Source organism: Streptomyces sp. NPDC014861, assembly GCF_043081625.1.
Classification (GTDB): domain Bacteria; phylum Actinomycetota; class Actinomycetes; order Streptomycetales; family Streptomycetaceae; genus Streptomyces.
In genome coordinates this window covers 465,756-485,382 of the sequence record NZ_JBIBWV010000002.1, presented here as the reverse complement: position 1 = coordinate 485,382, position 19,627 = coordinate 465,756, and the positions used below count along the sequence as shown (strand labels likewise).

General features: G+C 73.4%; 17 protein-coding genes. 5 read left to right on the top strand and 12 right to left on the bottom strand.

Annotation, left to right across the window (positions count from 1 at the left end; genetic code table 11):
• Positions 1-100 precede the first annotated feature (100 nt).
• The 4 genes from ACF1BN_RS05855 to hrcA all read right to left on the bottom strand — a co-directional run bounded on the left by ACF1BN_RS05855 (position 101) and on the right by hrcA (position 4,402).
• Positions 101-844: a 16S rRNA (uracil(1498)-N(3))-methyltransferase gene (locus tag ACF1BN_RS05855; protein WP_392330311.1), complete on the bottom strand. Its 744-nt coding sequence runs from the start codon at positions 842-844 to the stop codon at positions 101-103.
• Positions 841-1,929 (bottom strand): nitronate monooxygenase, encoded by a 1,089-nt coding sequence (locus ACF1BN_RS05850; protein WP_392330310.1) that lies wholly within the window; start codon positions 1,927-1,929, stop codon positions 841-843. The genes ACF1BN_RS05855 and ACF1BN_RS05850 overlap by 4 nt, the downstream gene beginning before the upstream one ends.
• A gap of 313 nt (positions 1,930-2,242) precedes the next feature.
• Positions 2,243-3,382: a molecular chaperone DnaJ gene (gene dnaJ / locus ACF1BN_RS05845; protein WP_392330309.1), complete on the bottom strand. Its 1,140-nt coding sequence runs from the start codon at positions 3,380-3,382 to the stop codon at positions 2,243-2,245.
• On the bottom strand, positions 3,383-4,402 hold the full coding sequence (hrcA, locus tag ACF1BN_RS05840) for a heat-inducible transcriptional repressor HrcA (protein ID WP_376599124.1): 1,020 nt from the start codon (positions 4,400-4,402) through the stop codon (positions 3,383-3,385).
• Between the two features lie 138 nt (positions 4,403-4,540).
• Between hrcA and ACF1BN_RS05835 the strand changes: the two genes are divergently transcribed.
• On the top strand, positions 4,541-5,278 hold the full coding sequence (locus ACF1BN_RS05835; protein ID WP_392330308.1) for an MBL fold metallo-hydrolase: 738 nt from the start codon (positions 4,541-4,543) through the stop codon (positions 5,276-5,278).
• A 10-nt stretch (positions 5,279-5,288) separates the two neighbouring features.
• The gene (locus ACF1BN_RS05830) at positions 5,289-6,095 is read left to right on the top strand and encodes a DUF3097 domain-containing protein (RefSeq protein ID WP_392330307.1); all 807 of its coding nucleotides are present in this window, start codon (positions 5,289-5,291) and stop codon (positions 6,093-6,095) included.
• Between the two features lie 168 nt (positions 6,096-6,263).
• On the opposite strand, the gene hemW is transcribed toward ACF1BN_RS05830, so the two are convergent.
• The 3 genes from hemW to lepA all read right to left on the bottom strand — a co-directional run bounded on the left by hemW (position 6,264) and on the right by lepA (position 11,513).
• Positions 6,264-7,505, bottom strand: a complete 1,242-nt coding sequence (gene hemW / locus ACF1BN_RS05825; protein ID WP_392330306.1) for a radical SAM family heme chaperone HemW — start codon at positions 7,503-7,505, stop codon at positions 6,264-6,266.
• A gap of 37 nt (positions 7,506-7,542) precedes the next feature.
• The gene (locus ACF1BN_RS05820; RefSeq protein WP_392330305.1) at positions 7,543-9,420 is read right to left on the bottom strand and encodes an AMP-dependent synthetase/ligase; all 1,878 of its coding nucleotides are present in this window, start codon (positions 9,418-9,420) and stop codon (positions 7,543-7,545) included.
• Positions 9,421-9,644: 224 nt separating this feature from the next.
• Positions 9,645-11,513: a translation elongation factor 4 gene (gene lepA / locus ACF1BN_RS05815; RefSeq protein ID WP_392330304.1), complete on the bottom strand. Its 1,869-nt coding sequence runs from the start codon at positions 11,511-11,513 to the stop codon at positions 9,645-9,647.
• 207 nt (positions 11,514-11,720) lie between these two features.
• Between lepA and rpsT the strand changes: the two genes are divergently transcribed.
• Positions 11,721-11,987, top strand: coding sequence for a 30S ribosomal protein S20 (rpsT, locus tag ACF1BN_RS05810; RefSeq protein ID WP_093876150.1), 267 nt, complete (start codon positions 11,721-11,723; stop codon positions 11,985-11,987).
• A 635-nt stretch (positions 11,988-12,622) separates the two neighbouring features.
• Complete coding sequence (locus ACF1BN_RS05805) at positions 12,623-12,973, top strand: hypothetical protein (protein WP_392330303.1); 351 nt, start codon at positions 12,623-12,625, stop codon at positions 12,971-12,973.
• 116 nt (positions 12,974-13,089) lie between these two features.
• Here ACF1BN_RS05805 and holA read toward each other — a convergent pair whose 3' ends face one another.
• Entirely contained in the window at positions 13,090-14,079 is a 990-nt protein-coding gene (gene holA / locus ACF1BN_RS05800; RefSeq protein WP_392330302.1) for a DNA polymerase III subunit delta, read from the bottom strand.
• 76 nt (positions 14,080-14,155) lie between these two features.
• Between holA and ACF1BN_RS05795 the strand changes: the two genes are divergently transcribed.
• Positions 14,156-14,398 (top strand): hypothetical protein, encoded by a 243-nt coding sequence (locus ACF1BN_RS05795; RefSeq protein ID WP_376595671.1) that lies wholly within the window; start codon positions 14,156-14,158, stop codon positions 14,396-14,398.
• 13 nt (positions 14,399-14,411) lie between these two features.
• Here ACF1BN_RS05795 and ACF1BN_RS05790 read toward each other — a convergent pair whose 3' ends face one another.
• From ACF1BN_RS05790 to ACF1BN_RS05775, 4 genes are all read right to left on the bottom strand, one after another.
• The gene (locus ACF1BN_RS05790; protein ID WP_392330301.1) at positions 14,412-15,305 is read right to left on the bottom strand and encodes a YceI family protein; all 894 of its coding nucleotides are present in this window, start codon (positions 15,303-15,305) and stop codon (positions 14,412-14,414) included.
• Positions 15,306-15,409: 104 nt separating this feature from the next.
• A complete protein-coding gene (locus ACF1BN_RS05785) occupies positions 15,410-16,237 on the bottom strand; it encodes an arylamine N-acetyltransferase (RefSeq protein WP_392330300.1) in 828 nt (275 codons plus the stop codon).
• Between the two features lie 27 nt (positions 16,238-16,264).
• Entirely contained in the window at positions 16,265-16,882 is a 618-nt protein-coding gene (locus ACF1BN_RS05780) for an MFS transporter (RefSeq protein ID WP_392330299.1), read from the bottom strand.
• Between the two features lie 155 nt (positions 16,883-17,037).
• Positions 17,038-19,617 carry a ComEC/Rec2 family competence protein gene (locus ACF1BN_RS05775; protein ID WP_392330493.1) on the bottom strand — a complete coding sequence of 860 codons (2,580 nt, stop codon included), beginning with the start codon at positions 19,615-19,617 and terminating at the stop codon, positions 17,038-17,040.
• Positions 19,618-19,627 lie beyond the last annotated feature (10 nt).

Below are 19,627 nucleotides of genomic sequence, written 5' to 3'. Positions count from 1 at the left end.
GAGGCCTGCCCCCGGTCCGCCGGACCACCGGACCACCGGTATGCCGGACGGACCACCGGTATGCCGAACCGCCCAACCGCCGGACCGGGAAGGAGTCGGCCTAGCTCCAGCGGCCGGTGCGGCCGAGGACGAGGGCGGTGGCGGCCGTGCCCGCCGTGGAGGTGCGCAGGACGCTGCGGCCGAGCCGGTACGGCTTCGCCCCCGCCGCCTCGAAGGCGGCCAGCTCCTCCGGGGACACCCCGCCCTCGGGGCCGACGACGAGCACGATCGAGCCGGTCGCGGGGAGTTCGGCGGTGGCGAGGGCCCCGCTGGGGTGGTCGCGGTCCTCGTGCAGCACGGCCGCCAGGTCGGCGGTGGCGAGGAGCCCGGCGACCTGCTTGGTGGACATGAGGTCGGCGACCTCGGGGAAGCGGGTGCGGCGGGACTGCTTGCCGGCCTCGCGGGCGGTGGAGCGCCACTTGGCGAGCGCCTTGAGGCCGCGGTCGCCGCGCCACTGGGTGATGCAGCGGGAGGCCGCCCACGGCACGATCGCGTCGACGCCGGTCTCGGTCATGGTCTCGACGGCGAGTTCGCCGCGGTCGCCCTTGGGGAGGGCCTGGACGACGGTGATCCGGGGCTGCTCCGGCGGGTCCTCGTGGTCCGCGGTCACCTCCACGGTGAGCCGGTCCTTGCCCTCGGTCTCCCGGGCCACGCACTCCGCCCAGCGGCCCCGGCCGTCGGTGAGGACGAGTTCCTCGCCGGCCTGGAGCCGCTTCACGGAGACGGCGTGCCGCCCCTCGGGCCCCTCCAGGACGAAGGTGCCGGCGCCGGGGACGGCGTCGACGACGAAGACGGGGGCGGTCATGAGGCACTCCTGGTGGCCGGGTCGGCGAGTTCGGTGAGGGCGGTGTCGAGTTCGGCGGCGAGCACCTCGACGAGTTCCCCGGCGGGCAGCTCACGGGCCAGCCGGTGACCCTGGCCCGCCCACAGGGCCATGCCCTGGGCGTCGCCCGCGGTGGCGGCGGCCTTCCGCAGCGGGGCGGTGAGGTGGTGGATCTCGGGGTAGCCGGCCGGGGCGTACGGGCCGTGCTCGCGCATGAAGCGGTTGACGAGCCCGCGGGCCGGCCGGCCCGAGAACGCCCGGGTGAGGGCGGTGCGGTTGAAGAGCGGGTCGGTCAGGGCCCGCTTGTGCAGCGGGTGCGCGCCGGACTCGGGGCAGACGAGGAAGGCGGTGCCGAACTGGGCGGCGGTGGCCCCGGCCGCGAGGACCGCGGCGATCTGCGCCCCGCGCATCAGGCCGCCCGCGGCGACGAGCGGCAGCGCGGTGGCCTCCCGGACCAGGGTGAGGAGGGCGAGGAGGCCGATGCCGGGCTGCTCGTCGGCCGGGTCGTCGCGGTACGTGCCCTGGTGGCCGCCCGCCTCCACGCCCTGGACGCACAGCGCGTCGGCGCCGGCCGCCTGCGCCGTACGGGCCTCCGCGGCCGAGGTGACGGTGACGATCGTGTACGTACCGGCGCGGGCGAACGCCTGGAGGGTCTCCTGCTTCGGGCAGCCGAAGGTGAACGAGACGACGGGGACCGGGTCGTCCAGGAGGATCGCCAGCTTGGACTCGTACCCGTCGTCGCGGGAGTCGTCGGTCTCGCCGAGCGGCGTCTCGTACCAGCCGGCCTCCCCGGCGAGCTGGTGGCGGTAGACCTCGACGGCCGCGGGGTCCACCGAGGGGCCGGTCTGGGGCATGAAGACGTTGACGCCGAAGGGCTGTCCGGTCAGTCCGCGGACCTGCTTGATCTCCTGATAGAGGCTGCCGGCCGTCTTGTACCCGGCGGCGAGGAAGCCGAGCGCGCCCGCCTCGCAGACGGCTCCGACGAGCGCGGGACTGGAAGCGCCACCGGCCATGGGGGCCTGCACGATCGGGTACCGGAAGAGATCGTTCAGCGCGGTGGTGGACATATGGGCATCGTGTCATGCCCCCTCCCGCACACGGGAAAGGGGCGGCACTCAGAGTGCCGCCCCTCTCACACAGGGGTCATGCCCCTCCAAGGCTCAGCGCCCGTCGAACGCGTCCTTCAGCCGCGAGAACAGTCCCTGCCGGCCCGGCTGACTGTGCCGACCCGGGGGACCACGCCCGGACCCCCGGCACACGGACCACCCGCTCAGCGCCCGTTGAACGCGTCCTTCAGCCGCGAGAACAGCCCCTGCTGGCCCGGCTGACTGTGCCGACCCGGGGGACCACCCCCGGACCCCCGGCACACGGACCACCCGCTCAGCGCCCGTTGAACGCGTCCTTCAGCCGCGAGAACAGTCCCTGCTGGCCCGGCTGGAACTGGCCCGTGGGCCGCTCCTCGCCGCGCAGCTTGGCCAGTTCGCGCAGGAGGCGCTCCTGCTCGGGGTCGAGCTTGCCCGGGGTCTGGACCTCGACGTGGACGATCAGGTCGCCGCGGCCGTTGCCCCGCAGGTGCGTGATGCCCCGGCCGTGCAGCGGGACCGACTGGCCCGACTGGGTGCCCGGGCGGATGTCGATCTCCTCCAGCCCGTCGAGCGTCTGGAGCTGCACCTTCGTGCCGAGCGCCGCCGCCGTCATCGGGAGGGTGACCGTGCAGTGCAGGTCGTCGCCCCGCCGCTGGAAGACCTCGTGCGGGGTCTCCTGGATCTCGACGTACAGGTCGCCGGCGGGGCCGCCGCCGGGGCCGACCTCGCCCTCGCCCGCGAGCTGGATCCGGGTGCCGTTGTCGACGCCGGCCGGGATCTTCACCGTCAGCGTGCGGCGCGACCGCACCCGCCCGTCGCCCGCGCACTCGGGGCACGGGGTCGGGACGACGGTGCCGAAGCCCTGGCACTGGGGGCAGGGTCGGGAGGTCATGACCTGGCCGAGGAACGACCGGGTGACCTGGGAGACCTCGCCGCGGCCGTGACACATGTCGCACGTCTGCGCGGAGGTGCCGGGGGCGGCACCCTCACCCGAACAGGTGGTGCAGACGACGGCCGTGTCGACCTGGATGTCCTTGGTGGTGCCGAAGGCCGCCTCGTTGAGGTCGATCTCCAGGCGGATCATGGCGTCCTGGCCGCGCCGGGTCCGCGAGCGCGGCCCGCGCTGCCCGGCCGCGCCGAAGAAGGCGTCCATGATGTCGGAGAAGTTGCCGAAGCCGCCGGCTCCGAAGCCTCCCCCGGCACCCATGCCGCCGGAGGCGGAGAGCGGGTCGCCGCCGAGGTCGTAGACCTGCTTCTTCTGCGGGTCCGACAGCACCTCGTAGGCGGCGTTGATCTCCTTGAACCGCTCCTGCGTCTTCGGGTCCGGATTGACGTCCGGGTGAAGCTCGCGGGCGAGGCGCCGGAAGGCCTTCTTGATCTCGTCCTGGGACGCGTCGCGGCGTACGCCGAGTGTGGCGTAGTAGTCCGTGGCCACTTACGACTCCGCCAGGATCTGTCCGACGTAACGTGCCACTGCGCGTACCGCTCCCATCGTTCCGGGGTAGTCCATGCGGGTCGGTCCGACCACGCCGAGTTTGGCGACTGCCTCGCCGCCCGAACCGTAGCCGACCGAGACGACGGACGTGGAGTTCAGCCCCTCGTAGGCGTTCTCGTGCCCGATGCGTACGGTCATGCCCGATTCCTTGACCTCGCCGAGGAGCTTGAGGAGCACGACCTGCTCCTCGAGTGCCTCCAGGACGGGCCTGATCGTCAGGGGGAAGTCGTGTCCGAAGCGGGTGAGATTGGCGGTGCCGCCGATCATCAGCCGCTCCTCGTGCTCCTCCACGAGCGTCTCCAGGAGGGTCGCGAGCACGGTCGAGACCGTGGCGCGGTCCTCGGGCTCCTCGAAGGACTCGGGGAGGTCCTGCACCAGCTGCGGCACGTCGGCGAAGCGACGGCCGCCGACCCGGCTGAGGAGCCGGGCCCGCAGATCGGCGAGGGAGGTCTCGCCGAACGGCGCGGGACAGTCGATCACCCGCTGCTCGACCCGCCCGGTGTCCGTGATCAGGACGAGCATCAGCCGGGCCGGGGCCAGCGACAGCAGCTCGACGTGCCGGATCGAGGAGCGGGTGAGCGACGGGTACTGCACGACGGCGACCTGCCGGGTCAGCTGCGCGAGCAGCCGCACCGTGCGGCCCACGACGTCGTCGAGGTCCACGGCGCCGTCGAGGAAGTTGTGGATGGCGCGCCGCTCGGGGGTCGAGAGCGGCTTGACGCCGGCCAGCCGGTCGACGAAGAGCCGGTAGCCCTTGTCGGTGGGGATCCGGCCCGCGCTGGTGTGGGGCTGGGCGATGTACCCCTCCTCCTCCAGCACCGCCATGTCGTTGCGCACGGTGGCGGGTGACACGCCGAGCTTGTGGCGCTCGGTGAGCGCCTTGGAACCGACCGGTTCCTCCGTCCCGACGTAGTCCTGGACGATGGCGCGCAGCACCTCGAGTCTGCGTTCGCTCAGCACGCGCACACCTCCCGCTCCAGCCGTTCCGGTTGCTCCGCTTTTGGCACTCACCCTGTCCGAGTGCCAGGAAACCCCCGGCCAGTGTACGGCCGGGCCCGTCGCTCCTGGCAAGGAGGCGGACCCGCTAGCGTCGGTCGCATGGACATCGAACAGGCGGTCTGGGCGGCTCAGGGGTGGGAACGACTGGCGGCCGGGGTGGGCCGGCGACGGCTTCCCGGCTGGGACGCGACCACGGGACTGGTCGTGGGGGACGGGGCCGTGCTGCTCTACGACACCGGTGCCACGCTCGCCGAGGGAGCCGAGATCCGCGCCCAGGCGGAGGCGATCACCGGCGGCCGGCGCGTGACGCACATCGCACTCGGCCACCCCCACTTCGACCACGTCCTCGGCACCGCCGCCTTCGCCGGCGCGGAGGTCTTCGGCGCGGTCGGCACGGACGAACTCCTCGGCTCCGCCCGGACCCGCGAGGAGCTGTACGAGGACGCCGTGCGCCAGGGCGTCGAGGAGTCGGCGGCGGCCGAGGCGACGGAGGCCCTGGTGGCCCCGCGCCACACCGTCACCGGCGAGCGGACCCTCGACCTGGGCGGCCGGCAGGTCCTCCTGGCCAACGTCGGCCCCGGCCACACCGGCCACGACCTGGTCCTGCTGGTCCCCGGTGAGCGCGAGACGGTCTTCTGCGGCGACCTGGTGGAGGAGTCCGGCGAACCCCAGGCGGGACCCGACGCGATCGGCACCCGCTGGCCCGACGCCCTCGACCGCCTCCTCGCCCTCGGCGGCGAGGACGCGCTCTACGTGCCCGGCCACGGCGCGGTCGTCGACGCGGCTTTCGTCCGACGCCAGCGCGATGAACTGGCACGCCGCTTCCTGGTGTCGTAGCGTCCCCGAAATGCGCAGCTACGACCCGGACCTGACGCCCCGATGGAAGAAGCAGGCCCCCGCCCCCGAGGTTCCCGCCGAGCCGGACCTGGTGGTCGAGGAGGTCTCGACGGGCTTCTGCGGGGCCGTGATCCGCTGCGAGGCGGGCACGGTGACGCTGGAGGACCGCTTCGGCAAGCACCGCGTCTTCCCGATGGACCCGCGCGGCTTCCTCCTGGAGGGGCGTGTGGTGACCCTGGTCCGCCCCGCGTCCGGCGGACCGGCACGCCCGGCCCGTACGGCCTCCGGTTCGGTCGCCGTCCCCGGCGCACGCGCGCGCGTGGCACGGGCGAGCCGGATCTACGTGGAGGGCCGCCACGACGCCGAGCTGGTCGAGCGGGTCTGGGGCGACGACCTGCGTGTCGAGGGCGTGGTGGTGGAGTACCTGGAGGGCGTCGACCACCTCCCGGAGATCGCCGCCGACTTCGCGCCCGGCCCGGACGCCCGCCTCGGCGTCCTCGTCGACCATCTGGTGCCGGGCTCCAAGGAGTCCCGCATCGCCGAGCGGGTCGCCTCCCCCGACGTCCTGGTGGTGGGGCACCCGTACATCGACATCTGGCAGGCGGTGAAGCCGTCCGTCCTCGGCATCCGCGCCTGGCCGGAGGTCCCCCGCGGGCAGGACTGGAAGACGGGCACCTGCCGGGCCCTGGGCTGGCCCGCCGACAACACGGGCGCGATCTGGCAGGCCATCCTGAAGCGGGTCACGTCGTACAAGGACCTGGAGCCGGAGCTGCTCGGCAAGGTCGAGCATCTGATCGACTTCGTGACGGCGGAGTAGCACCCCCGCAGGCCCGAGCCCCGCCGGCCCGGGCTACGTGCGCCTGTGCCCCGCCGGCCCGGCTCCGTGCGCCCGGGCTCCGCCCGCCCCCGGCCCCGGGCTTCGCGCACCCGGGCTCCGTGCACGGCGGGCTTCGTCCGCCCCGACGGACGGAGTCCGCCCCGCCGCTCAGTCCACGAGGTCCCGCACCACCGCGTCCGCGAGCAGCCGCCCGCGAAGCGTCAGCACGGCCCGCCCGGCGGCGTAGGGCTCCGCGTCGAGCAGCCCGTCGGCCAGCGCCCGGCGCGACGCGGCGAGCCCCCGCTCCCGCAGCAGCTCCAGCGGGCAGCCCTCCCGGAGCCGCAGCTCCAGCAGGATCCGCTCGACCCGCCGGTCCTCGTCCGACAGCAGCTCCCGCCCGGCCCCCGGCGACCTGCCGGCGCCGAGCGCGGCGGCGTACGCGCCGGGATGCTTGACGTTCCACCACCGCACCCCGCCCACGTGCGAGTGGGCGCCGGGCCCGGCGCCCCACCAGTCGGCGCCGCGCCAGTACAGCTCGTTGTGGAGGCAGCGACCCGCCTCGGAGGTGGCCCAGTTGGACACCTCGTACCAGGCGTACCCGGCCTTCTCGAAGGCCTCGTCGGCGATCAGGTACCGGTCCGCGTGCACGTCGTCGTCGGTCATCGGCACCTCGCCGCGCCGGATCCGGCGCGCCAGCTGGGTGCCCTCCTCGACGATCAGGGCGTAGGCGCTGACGTGGTCGGGCCCGGCCCCGATGGCCGCGTCCAGCGAGGCCCGCCAGTCGTCGTCGCTCTCGCCGGGGGTGCCGTAGATCAGGTCGAGGTTCACGTGCTCGAAGCCGGCCGCCCGCGCCTCCGCGACGCACGCCTCGGGCCGTCCCGGCGTGTGGGTGCGGTCGAGGATCTGCAGGACGTGCGGCCGGGCGCTCTGCATGCCGAAGGAGACGCGGTTGAACCCGCCGGCCCGCAGCTCCGCGAGGTAGGCGGGATCCACGGAGTCCGGGTTCGCCTCGGTGGTCACCTCGGCGTCGTCGGCGAGCCCGAACTCGTCCCGGATCGCCGCCAGCATCCGTACGAGGTCACCGGCGGCCAGCAGCGTCGGCGTGCCGCCGCCGACGAAGACCGTCCGCACCGGCCGCGGGTCGTCGCCGAGCACCTTCCGGGCGAGCCGGACCTCCTCGACGACCTGCCCCGCGTAGTTGTCCCGCGAGGCGAGTGCTCCGCCGGCACCGCGCAGCTCGCTCGCGGTGTAGGTGTTGAAGTCGCAGTAGCCGCACCGCGTGGCGCAGTACGGCACGTGCAGATAGAAACCGAGCGGTCGCTCCCCGGCCCCTTCCAGGGCGCGCGCGGGCAGCGCCCCGTCCTCGGGCATGGGCTCACCATCGGGCAGTACGGAAGGCATGGGGTCCATTGTCCCGCACCGCCCGCGGTGAGGGGTTCCGCGCCGGTCAGGCCTCGCGGGACCCGGCGTACATCTCCTCGATGAGCTCCTTGTAGCTGCGCTCGACGACGGGGCGCTTCAGCTTCAGCGAGGGGGTGAGCTCGCCGTGCTCGATGTCGAGGTCGCGCGGGAGCAGGCGGAACTTCTTGATCGTCTGCCAGCGCTGGAGGCCCTCGTTGAGCCGGTCGACGTACCCCTGGATCATCTTCTGGGTCTGCGGGGCGGCGACGACCTCGGCGTACGGCTTGCCGGCGAGGTCGTGGTCGGCGGCCCAGCCGAGGATGGCGGGCTCGTCGAGGGCGATGAGCGCGGTGCAGTAGTTCCGGTCGGCGCCGTGGACGAGGATGTTCGACACGAACGGGCAGACGGCCTTGAACTGGCCCTCGACCTCGGCCGGGGCGATGTACTTGCCGCCGGAGGTCTTGATCAGGTCCTTCTTGCGGTCGGTGATCTTGAGGTAGCCGTCGGCGGAGAGCTCGCCGATGTCGCCGGTGTGGAACCAGCCGTCGGCCTCCAGGACCTCGGCGGTCTTCTCGGGGAGGCCGTGGTAGCCCTCCATGATGCCGGGGCCGCGGAGCAGGATCTCGCCGTCGTCGGCGATCCGGACCTCGGTGCCGGGGAGCGGCTTGCCGACGGTGCCGGTGCGGTAGGCCTCGCCGGGGTTGACGAAGGAGGCGGCGGAGGACTCGGTCAGGCCGTATCCCTCCAGGATGTGGATGCCGGCGCCGGCGAAGAAGTAGCCGATCTCGGGGGCGAGGGCGGCGGAGCCGGAGACGCAGGCGCGCAGCCGGCCGCCGAAGGCCTCGCGGATCTTGGCGAAGACGAGGGTGTCGGCGACCTTGTGCTTGGCGGTGAGGCCGAAGGGCGCGGAGGCGGTGCCGGTGCGGCGGAAGTTGTCCTGGGTGACCTTGGCGTACTCGCGGCCGACGCCGGCGGCCCACTGGAAGATCTTGTACTTGGCGCCGCCGGCGGCGCGGGCCTTGGCGGCGACCCCGTTGTAGACCTTCTCGAAGATGCGCGGGACGGCCGCCATGTAGGTCGGCCGGACCACCGGCAGGTTCTCGATGATCTTGTCGACGCGGCCGTCGACGGCGGTCACGTGGCCCACCTCGATCTGGCCGGAGGTGAGGACCTTGCCGAAGACGTGGGCGAGCGGCAGCCACAGGTACTGGACGTCGTCCTGGGTGACGAGGCCGGTGGCGGCGATGGCCTTGGCCATGTACGACCAGTTGTCGTGCGGCAGGCGGACGCCCTTGGGGCGGCCGGTGGTGCCGGAGGTGTAGATGAGGGTGGCGAGCTGCTCGGCGGTGATCGCGGAGACCCGCTCCTTGACCGCCTCGGGGTGCTTCTCCAGGTACGCCGCTCCGCGCGCCTCCAGGTCGGCGAGGGTGAGGACCCACTCCTCGGAGGTGTCCGCGCCCTCGGCGTCGATGACGACGACGTGGTGGAGGCCGGGCAGGTCGGCGCGGCGCTCGACCGCCTTGGCGAGCTGGGTGGCGTCCTCGGCGATGAGCACCTTGGACTCGGAGTCCGAGAGGATGAAGGCGGACTCGTCGGCGTTGGTCTGCGGGTAGACCGTGGTGGTGGCGGCGCCGGCGCACATCACGCCGAGGTCGGCGAGGATCCACTCGACCCGGGTGGCGGAGGCGAGGGCGACCCGCTCCTCGGAGCGGATGCCGAGGTCGATCAGACCGGCGGCGATGGCGAAGACGCGCTGCGCGGCCTGACCCCAGCTGAGCGACTTCCAGTCGTCCGGCCCCGTGCCGGAGGCGGCGGGCACCGGATGGCGGTACGCCTCGGCGTCGGGGGTGCGCTCGACTCGTTCGAGGAAGAGCGCCGCGACGGAGGGCGGCCGGTTGTCGATCTGGGTCTGGTTGTCGCTCACGTCGTCCTCCGGGCGGCGGCAGTGCCTGTTGGCGGTGCGGTGGTCGGTGCAACTACGACTGGGCGCGAGTTCGGGTACGACGACTGCTGAAGCGTAACTAACTCGCGAGTAACCTTCGGGGGGCTTCAGATTAGAGCGCCGAGGTCCGGTACGTAAGGGCCTGTGGATAACGAACGGGTCCGCGCGCCGATGGCACACGGACCCGTTCACTTCGGCCGGGATGGCTACTTCTTGCTCTTGCCGCCGGACTCGTCGCTCGACAGCACGGCGATGAAGGCCTCCTGCGGGACCTCCACGGAGCCGACCATCTTCATCCGCTTCTTGCCTTCCTTCTGCTTCTCCAGCAGCTTCCGCTTACGGGAGATGTCACCGCCGTAGCACTTGGCGAGGACGTCCTTGCGGATGGCGCGGATGGTCTCGCGGGCGATGACCCGCGAACCGATGGCGGCCTGGATCGGCACCTCGAACGCCTGCCGCGGGATGAGCTCGCGCAGCTTGGCGACGAGCCGCACGCCGTACGCGTAGGCGGCGTCCTTGTGGGTGACGGCGGAGAAGGCGTCGACCTTGTCGCCGTGCAGCAGGATGTCGACCTTGACCAGGCTGGAGGCCTGCTCGCCGGTGGGCTCGTAGTCCAGCGAGGCGTACCCGCGTGTCTTCGACTTCAGCTGGTCGAAGAAGTCGAAGACGATCTCGGCGAGGGGCAGGGTGTAGCGGATCTCGACCCGGTCCTCGGAGAGGTAGTCCATGCCGATGAGCGTGCCGCGGCGGGTCTGGCAGAGCTCCATGATCGCGCCGATGAACTCGCTGGGCGCGAGGATCGTGGCGCGCACGACGGGCTCGTACACGTCGTCGATCTTGCCCTCGGGGAACTCGCTCGGGTTGGTGACCGTGTGCTCGCTGCCGTCCTCCATGACCACGCGGTAGACCACGTTGGGGGCGGTGGCGATGAGGTCGAGCCCGAACTCGCGCTCCAGGCGCTCCCGGATCACGTCCAGGTGGAGCAGGCCCAGGAAGCCGACGCGGAAGCCGAAGCCGAGGGCCGCGGAGGTCTCCGGCTCGTAGACGAGCGCGGCGTCGTTGAGCTGGAGCTTGTCCAGGGCCTCGCGGAGGTCGGGGTACTCGGAGCCGTCCAGCGGGTAGAGGCCCGAGAAGACCATCGGCTTCGGGTCCTTGTACCCGCCGAGGGCCTCGGTTGCACCCTTCGACTGCGAGGTGATCGTGTCACCGACCTTGGACTGGCGGACGTCCTTCACACCGGTGATGAGGTAGCCCACCTCGCCGACGCCGAGACCGTCGGAGGCCGTCATCTCGGGGGACGAGACGCCGATCTCCAGCAGCTCGTGAGTGGCGCCGGTCGACATCATCCTGATGCGCTCGCGCTTGTTGAGCTGCCCGTCGACGACACGCACGTAGGTCACGACGCCCCGGTACGAGTCGTACACGGAGTCGAAGATCATCGCGCGGGCGGGCGCGTCGGCGACACCGACCGGCGCCGGCACGTCCTTGACGACCCGGTCGAGCAGCGCCTCGACGCCGAGGCCGGTCTTGGCGGAGACCTTGAGCACGTCCTCCGGCTGGCAGCCGATGAGGTTGGCCAGCTCCTCGGCGAACTTCTCCGGCTGGGCGGCCGGGAGGTCGATCTTGTTGAGGACCGGGACGATCGTGAGGTCGTTCTCCATCGCCAGGTACAGGTTGGCGAGGGTCTGCGCCTCGATGCCCTGGGCGGCGTCGACCAGCAGGATCGTGCCCTCGCAGGCGGCCAGCGACCGCGACACCTCGTACGTGAAGTCGACGTGCCCGGGGGTGTCGATCATGTTGAGGATGTGCGTGCGTCCCTGCTCCGGCCCCTCCGTGGGGGCCCAGGGCAGCCGGACCGCCTGGGACTTGATCGTGATGCCGCGCTCACGCTCGATGTCCATCCGGTCGAGGTACTGGGCGCGCATCTGCCGCTGGTCGACCACACCGGTCAGCTGGAGCATCCGGTCGGCGAGCGTGGACTTGCCGTGGTCGATGTGCGCGATGATGCAGAAGTTGCGGATCAGAGCCGGGTCGGTACGGCTCGGCTCGGGCACGTTGGTAGGAGTCGCGGGCACGCAGGGTTCTCGTCTCGGGCGATGTTCGGAACGGATACGTAGCCCCCATCGTCCCATGCCCACGGCCAGGCGTCCGGTTCGGGCGGCCCGGGCCCCCGTTTGGGCCGCCGCGCGGGCGCCTGATAACGTGGACGGCTGTGTCTCGTGTGCCCTCTCAGCTGCGTGGCACATACCTGAAGAAACATCGAACCTGTAAAGGCTCTCTCAGTGGCGAACATCAAGTCCCAGATCAAGCGGAACAAGACCAACGAGAAGGCGCGCCTGCGCAACAAGGCCGTCAAGTCGTCGCTCAAGACCGCGATCCGCAAGGCCCGTGAGGCTGTCGCCGCCGGCGACCTCGAGAAGGCCACCGTGGCCACCCGTGCCGCCTCGCGTCAGCTCGACAAGGCCGTCTCGAAGGGCGTCATCCACAAGAACGCCGCCGCCAACAAGAAGTCGGCGCTGGCGATCAAGGTTGCCTCCCTCCAGGGCTGAGTCCGGATCTCCTGATCTCAGGCTGTACCCCGGCCGCACGGGACCCAGCGGACCCTCTCTTCCGCTCCCGTCCGGCCACCCGGCCCGTACGCGAGACGCGTTCGCCACGCGTGTACGGGACCACGAGCAGTGACCCGAAGGCCCCGGCCGCTCCTTCCCCAGGACGCCGGGGCCTTCGTGCTGCCCGGCTCAGGGCGAGCGGGTTCCGCACCTCGGCCGGGGGCGGGTTGCGGGGCGCCCGGGGGCGGGGGCGGGGTACGGGGGCGACCTCGGCCGCCGCCCGAGGTGCGGCGCCTGTACGACCTCCGCGCGACGCCGGCCGGAGGCGGCCTCCCGGGTACGGCCGCTGGGGCGCGGCCGCCGGGCCATGCCCGGCGGGAGGGAACCTCGGTGTGGCCCCTGCGGCCTGCCCTGCGGGAGGGGCCCTAAGGGCAGCCCCCGCACCATGCCGACCGGAAGCGACCCCGGGTATGGCCTTCGCGTCCTGCCCACCGGGGACCCCGCGTACGGTCTCCGCGCCATACCCGCCGGGGGCAGCTCGGGTACGGCCTCCGCGCCATGCCCGCCGGGGGGACCTGGCGGCTTGCGCGGCGCCGGACGCCTGGCGCGGGGCCGGACGTCGTAGGCTCGCCGGCATGGCCGAGTTCCTGCCGCTGCTCGTGATCGGCGCCGCGATCGCCGGGGTCCTGGCTCTGCTGACCCGACTGGCGGTGGTGGCGCGCCGCCGTGGCGGCGCCGGTGCGGCCATGGCCGCGGCGATGGCCGCCCACGACGAGGCGTTCCGCGTCACGGCCCACGAGTCCTACGTGGAGATCCAGGCGCAGGTCACCCGCAAGGCGCCACTGCTCTCCCCCGACGGCCCGTGGCACTCCCCGTACCCGGCCGGCCCCCGCGACGGCCGCACGGCCGCGACGCGGATCCGCCGCCGCTCAGGCCTCCGCGGCTCCGGGCTCCGCACCCTGCGGCGCCTGCGCCGAGGGCGCTGACGCGCGCGGATTCATGGCGGCCCGTGATCAGGAGGCCCGCCCCGCACCGCGCGCCCCCGACGGGAACGCCCGCCCGGCCACCACCCGCGCCCCCGGACCGCCCGACGGACGCCGCTTCAGTTCCGCCGCAGCCGCGCGGCTCGCGCCACCGCGACGACCGCCTTCTCCAGGGCGTACTCGGGGTCGTCCCCGCCGCCCTTCACCCCCGCGTCCGCCTCCGCGACGGCCCGCAGGGCCAGGGCGACGCCGTCCGGGGTCCAGCCCCGCATCTGCTGCCGCACCCGGTCGATCTTCCACGGCGGCATGCCCAGCTCGCGCGCGAGGTCGGCGGGCCGCCCGCCTCGCGCGGACGACAGCTTCCCGATCGCCCGTACTCCCTGGGCGAGCGCACTCGTGATGAGGACCGGCGCGACCCCGGTCGAGAGCGACCAGCGCAAGGCCTCCAGGGCCTCCGCCGCCCGCCCCTCCACGGCCCGGTCGGCCACGTTGAAGGACGACGCCTCGGCCCTGCCCGTGTAGTACCGGCCGACGACAGCCTCGTCGATCGTCCCGTCGACGTCCGCCGTCAGCTGGGTGACCGCGGAGGCCAGCTCCCGCAGATCGCTGCCGATGGAGTCGACGAGGGCCTGGCACGCCTCGGGCGTGGCGGAGCGCCCGAGCGTCCGGAACTCCTGCCGGACGAAGGTCAGCCGCTCCGCCGGTTTCGTCGTCTTCGGGCAGGCCACCTCCCGCGCCCCCGCCTTGCGCGCCGCGTCGAGGAGGCCCTTGCCCTTGGCTCCGCCCGCGTGCAGCAGGACGAGCGTGATGTCCTCGACGGGCGCGTCGAGGTAGCCCTTGACGTCCTTGACGGTCTCCGCCGAGAGGTCCTGCGCGTTGCGCACGACCAGCACCTTGCGCTCGGCGAAGAGCGAGGGGCTGGTGAGTTCGGCGAGCGTCCCGGTCTGGAGCTGGTCGGGGGTGAGGTCCCGTACGTCCGTGTCGGCGTCGGCGGCGCGCGCGGCCGCCACCACCTCCCGGACGGCGCGGTCGAGGAGCAGGTCCTCCTGGCCCACGGCGAGCGTGACGGGGCCGAGGAGGTCGTCGCTGGAAGTCTTTCTGGTGGCCATCGCGATCCAGCATCCCACGGCCCACCGACAGCGGACCCCGGCGAGGCTCCCGCTCGGCCCGGGCGAGAATGGGCGGGTGAGCGAACGACACGTACTGGTGCTCCCCGACCGCGACGCCGCCGAGGAGGTGGCCGAGGAGCTGGCCGGCCGCTTCGGGGTGGCCGAGGAGCCGCAGCTGGTCAGGGACGCGCTGGCCGGCGAGGACGACGCCGAGGACGCGCAGTGGCTGGTGGTGGTCGAGGATCCGGACGGCCGGCTCGACCCGTCGGCACTGGACTCCTTCGCCGCCGAGTACGAGGGCTGGCTGGAGGCCCCTTGACCGGCTCCGCCCGCTAGCGGGCTGCCTTCGGCACGATCTGGACGTCCAGGTCGATGGAGATGCTGGAGCCGACGGCCGCGATGCCCCGCGCGAGCAGGGTCTGCCAGGTGAGGGTGAAGTCCTCGCGGTGGAGTTCGGTGGTGGCCCGGCAGGCGCAGCGCGGCTCGCCCTCCAGTCCGCTGCCGAGGCCGAGGTACTGGGTGTCCAGCGTGACCGTGCGGCTGACGCCGTGGAGGCTGAGCGCTCCGGTGACGTTCCAGCGGGCGCCGCCCCGGTGGGTGAAGCGCTCGCTGAAGAACTCGATGGTCGGGTGGACGCCGATGTCGAGGAAGTCGCTCGACCGCAGGTGGTCGTCGCGCATCTGGACGCCGGTGTCGATGGAGGCGGCGTCGATGACGACGTGCATCGCGGAATGCTCCATGCGGTCGGCGATCCGGACCGCGCCGGCGAAGCTGTTGAAGCGGCCGTGGATCCGCGCCAGCCCGATGTGCCGGGCGGTGAAGCCGATCTGGGAGTGGGTGGGGTCGATCTCCCAGTCGCCCGGCTCGGGCAGCGGCGGCTGCGGGGCGACCTGGAGCATGACGTCCCCGAGGTCGGCGTGGGCGCCCTGCTCCACCACGGCGGCGGCGTGGTGCGGGGTGTACCCGTCGGAGGTGACGGCGATCCGGTACTCGCCGGCCGGAACCGTGGCGAGGAGGGTGCCGTACGGGTCGGTCTCCCCGCCCAGCACCTTGCGGCCCGCCGTGTCGGTGAGCGCGAACTCCGCCTGCCGCAGCGGCTCGTGCACGGGGTCGAGCACCCGGCAGCTCAGCACCCCGGCGGAGGCGGGCACGGTGACCCCGGCGAGGGCACCGCCCCGCCCGCCCCCGACGCCGTTCCCGCGCTTCCCGAAGAGACCACCGAACATCCTCAACGCACCCCCGTGCGACTCGTTCACTATGCAACGAGTTCGCATTCGATCACCCTTGAGGTGTTCGAGGCAAACGCACTCTTCCTGTCGACGCGTCCGAATTACGGATTCTGCTTGCCGGGCACCGGTACGACCGGCAGTTCGTCGAGCACGATGCCGAAGAGCGCCCGGTACGCCTCGCGCAGCTCCTCGTCCGTGCCGAACTCCCGCTCGGTGCGCTCGCCGGCCACGGTCCGGTACAGCTTCCGGCCGCCGATGCTGACCCGGCCGTCCTCGGTGAGCAGCGAGCAGATCACCCCGCGGGTGAAGTGGGAATCCGGCGAGGTCCGGTGGTACCAGGCGCCGGCGGTGAAGTCCGCGAGCTCCCGCGGCCGCTGCTCCAGCCGGTACTGCGGCTTGCCGTCCCGCACCACGTCGAGGTCCCCGCCCGCCCCCGGGACCTCGACGATCACGAAGGTCCCCGAGGGGTCGGGCTGCTCCCCGCGCTCGTCGAAGGCGAGCGGATGGTGGCTGTGGTCCCCGAAGCCCACGTCCGCCAGCCACCGCTCCCCGTCCGCGGTCTCCACCCGCAGGGCCATGTGGTCGTACGGGATCCCCACCCGGCCGTCCGGACCGAGGACCCGGGCCTGGAGCAGCTCGACCCGGTAGCCGAGCGCTCGGAGCAGCGCGGCGAAGGCGACGTTCAGCTCGTAACAGAACCCGCCCCGCCGGGCCGCGACCACCTTGGCGACCAGCGCCTTCTCGTCGAGGACGATGTCCTGCCCGAGGTGGATGGAAAGGTTCTCGAAGGGCACGGCGAGCAGGTGCCTCAGGTGGAGGTCCCGCAGCGCCTCGGCGTCGGCCCGGTCCGGCCGTCGGGCACCGATGCGCTCCAGGTAGTGCCGCACGGAGGCGTCCGGCAGTCCCGCGGTCTCTTCATGATCGGTCATACGGGCAGTCTGCCCGGGCGGGCGGCGTCAGGGGGTGGCGGTGGTCGCTTCCGTCTCCCGGGTGGGTAGTTCACGCATCCGCCGGAGTGGTGAGGGCAGCAGCCACAGGACCGCGAAGACGGCACCGACGGTGGCGACCCACAGGGTGGGGCGCACGCCGATCGCCGTGCCCAGCACACCGCCGACGAGGGCGCCGACCGGGCGGAAGCCGTGGTTGAGGGTGCGGAAGGCGCCCATGACCCGGGCCCGCATGGTCTCGGGTATGAGGGCCATCTGGAGGGACCCGGCGGCCACGTCGACGATCATCACTCCGGCGCAGGACAGGAACTCGGCGGCGAAGAGCACCCCCACCACGAGCGGCAGCGGCCCGTCGGCGGCGGGTATGAGGACCAGGGGCAGGGTGAAGCCCAGGGTGCCGGCGACGAGGGAGCCGCCGATGCCGATCCGGCGGACGACCGCTCCGCTGCACGCCGCCCCGAGCAGGCCGCCGACGGCCCCGGTGCCGAGCACCAGACCGAGCAGTCCCGCGCCCAGACCGAGGCCCTTGGTGACGTGGAGGACGAAGAGGGTGTGGAACATGAAGTTGAAGAACTGGATGTGGCCGGCAGCGGCGAAGAGCGCCCGCATCGACGGCTCTCTCACCACCCAGCGGATCCCCTCCGTGAAGTGCCCCTTCGCCACGGGCGCCGGGGCGGGCTCGTCGGGCCGGCGTTTCTTTACAAGCGATTCCTCATAAGCACTGCACCAGCGCGTCCCCGCGGAAGCTGCCCCCAGGGGCTTCCGCACCGGCGGGGCACCGCTCACCACCCCCGCGCCACGGCCACCAGACCGCTCCCCGCACCCGCCACCGCGATCGCCCCGTCCCGGTCGGTCCGCAGCACCCTCGCCCCGCCCGCCCGCAACGCCGCCAGCGTCCGCGGCGACGGATGGCCGTACGGGTTGTCCCGCCCCGCCGACACGAGCGCGAGGCGCGGCCGTACCCTCGCGGTCAGCCCCGGGTCCTGGTGCGCGGACCCGTGGTGCGCCACCTTCAGCACGTCCACCGCGCCCAGCTCCGGATGGGCCTGCCACAGGGCGCGCTGCGCCGGCGGCTCCAGATCCCCGAGGAGCAGCACACTCACTCCGCCCGGGCCCCGGACGAGGAGCGTGACACTGACGTCGTTCGGCCCACCGTCGGGCGGCCCCGGACCGGCCGGCGGCCACAGCACCCGCCACTCCAACGCCCCGACCCGCCGCCGCTCCCCCGTCTCCGCCCGCACCACCGGCACCCCCGCCGCCCCCGCCACCCGCCGGACGAACTCCGCCTGCCCGGGCGGCTCGTCGAGTCCCGTGACCTGGATGGCCCCCACGGACCGCCCCTTCAACACCCCAGGCAGACCGGCCACATGGTCGGCATGGAAGTGGGTCAGCACCAGCAACGGCACCTTCCTCACCCCGAGTTCGCGCAGACAGCCGTCCACCGCCGCCGGATCCGGCCCGGCGTCCACGACCACCCCCGCGCCTCCGCCCGCCGCGAGCACCACGGCGTCGCCCTGCCCCACCTGGCACATCGCGAACACCCAGCCCGGCGGTGGCCATCCGGTCACCCACCGCACCAGCGGCACCGGCCGCACCACCACAAGCACCAGCAGCACCGCCACCCCGACGACCAGCCAGGTCCGGTGCCGCAGCCGCCGCACCCCCGACACCACCCCGCACGTGAGCAGCGCCAGCGCCGCCCCGCCCCACCAGCCTCCGGGCCACGCCACCTCCGCACCCGGCAGCTCCGCTCCCGCCCGGGCCACCCAGGCGATCCACCCGGCCGGCCAGCCCGCCACCCAGGCCGCCGCGCTCGCGCCCCCGGCCCACACCGGCGCCACCGCGAGCGCCACGAACCCGAACACCGTCGCGGGCGCCACCGCCAGCTCCGCGAAGAGGTTCGCCGGGATCGCCACCAGGCTCGTCCGGCCCGCGAAGACCACCACGACCGGCGCGGTCACCGCCTGCGCCGCCAGCGCGGCGGCCAGCGCCTCCGCGACCCGCCCCGGCACCCCGCGCCGCCGCAGCCCGTCGCTCCACCCCGGTGCCACCACCAGCAGCGCCCCGGTGGCCAGCACCGACAACAGGAAGCCGTAACTCCGCGCCAGCCAAGGGTCGTACAGCACCAGGAGCAGCACCACCCCGGCCAGCGCCGGGATCAGCGACCGCCTGCGGCCGGTGGCGATCGCCAGCAGCGCCACCAGCCCGCAGGCCGCCGCCCGCAGCACGCTCGGCTCCGGCCGGCACACCACCACGAACGCCAGCGTGAGCCCCGCTCCCGCCACCGCGGTCCCCCGCAGCGAGAGCCCGATCCGCGGGGCGAGCCCGCCCCGCTCGACCTGCCGAGCCCGCCCCGGCGGCCCCACGAGCAGGAGCAACACGATCGAGAGGTTGCTGCCCGACACAGCCAAAAGGTGCGTGAGGTCGGTGGCCGTGAAGGCGTCCCGCAGTTCGGTGCCGATCCGGGAGGTGTCCCCGACGACCAGGCCGGGGAGCAGCGCCCGCGCGTCGGGGGCGAGCCCGTCGGTCGCCGCCCTGAGCCCGGCCCTGAGCTCCCCCGCGGTCCGCTGGAGCGCGCTCGGCGGCCCCACGATCCGCGGCGGACCCGCCCGGGCCTTGAGCACGGCCGCGTACGGGTCCCCCGGGTCCCCGGGCGGCGCAAAGCGGGCGCCGACCCGCAGCCGGGTGGACGGCAGCAGCCCCAGCCACGCGTCCCGCCCCTCCCCCGGCGGCACGATCAGCAGCACCGGCGCCCGGGTCCGCACGGCCGAACCGCCCTTCACCTCCACCCGCACCACCTCCGCGTCCATCACCACCGACACCGGCACCATCGCCCTACCGCTCACCCGGGGTCGGGTCAGCCTCGGGTCCGAGGTCACCGTGACCTCCACCCAGGCCCTGCCGTACTCCTGGGCCAGGACCGGCACCGGCCCCCGCCGAAGGTCCGCCGCGTGCAGCCCCGCCGAAGCCGCCCCCGCCGCGGCGCACAGCAGCACCCCGGCCCAGGCGGTGGCCCTCAACCGCCATCCGGGCACCCTCGCCCGACCCCGACCCAGGCCCCGAACGTCACCCGGCCCCTCGCCCGAAGCGGCGGGATCCCGGCCCCCGGTCAGCCGTCGCGCCACGGCAGGCGTCAGCACCGCCACCGCCCCGGCCAGGCACAGCCCGACGCCCGCGACCGTCCACCAGCCGGCCACGCCCAGGGCCGCGGCCGCTGCCGCCCAGGCCGCGAGCGCGGGCGGAACGAGCCTCAGATCGACTTCCTCCTCGAACCGCGCCCCCTCCCCGTGCCGCGTCCCCTCTCCAGGCTGCCGAGTCCCGTCGTCCGGCCGCGTCTCGTCCTCGCGGAGCCCGTCCGCCACCGGCCCGGCC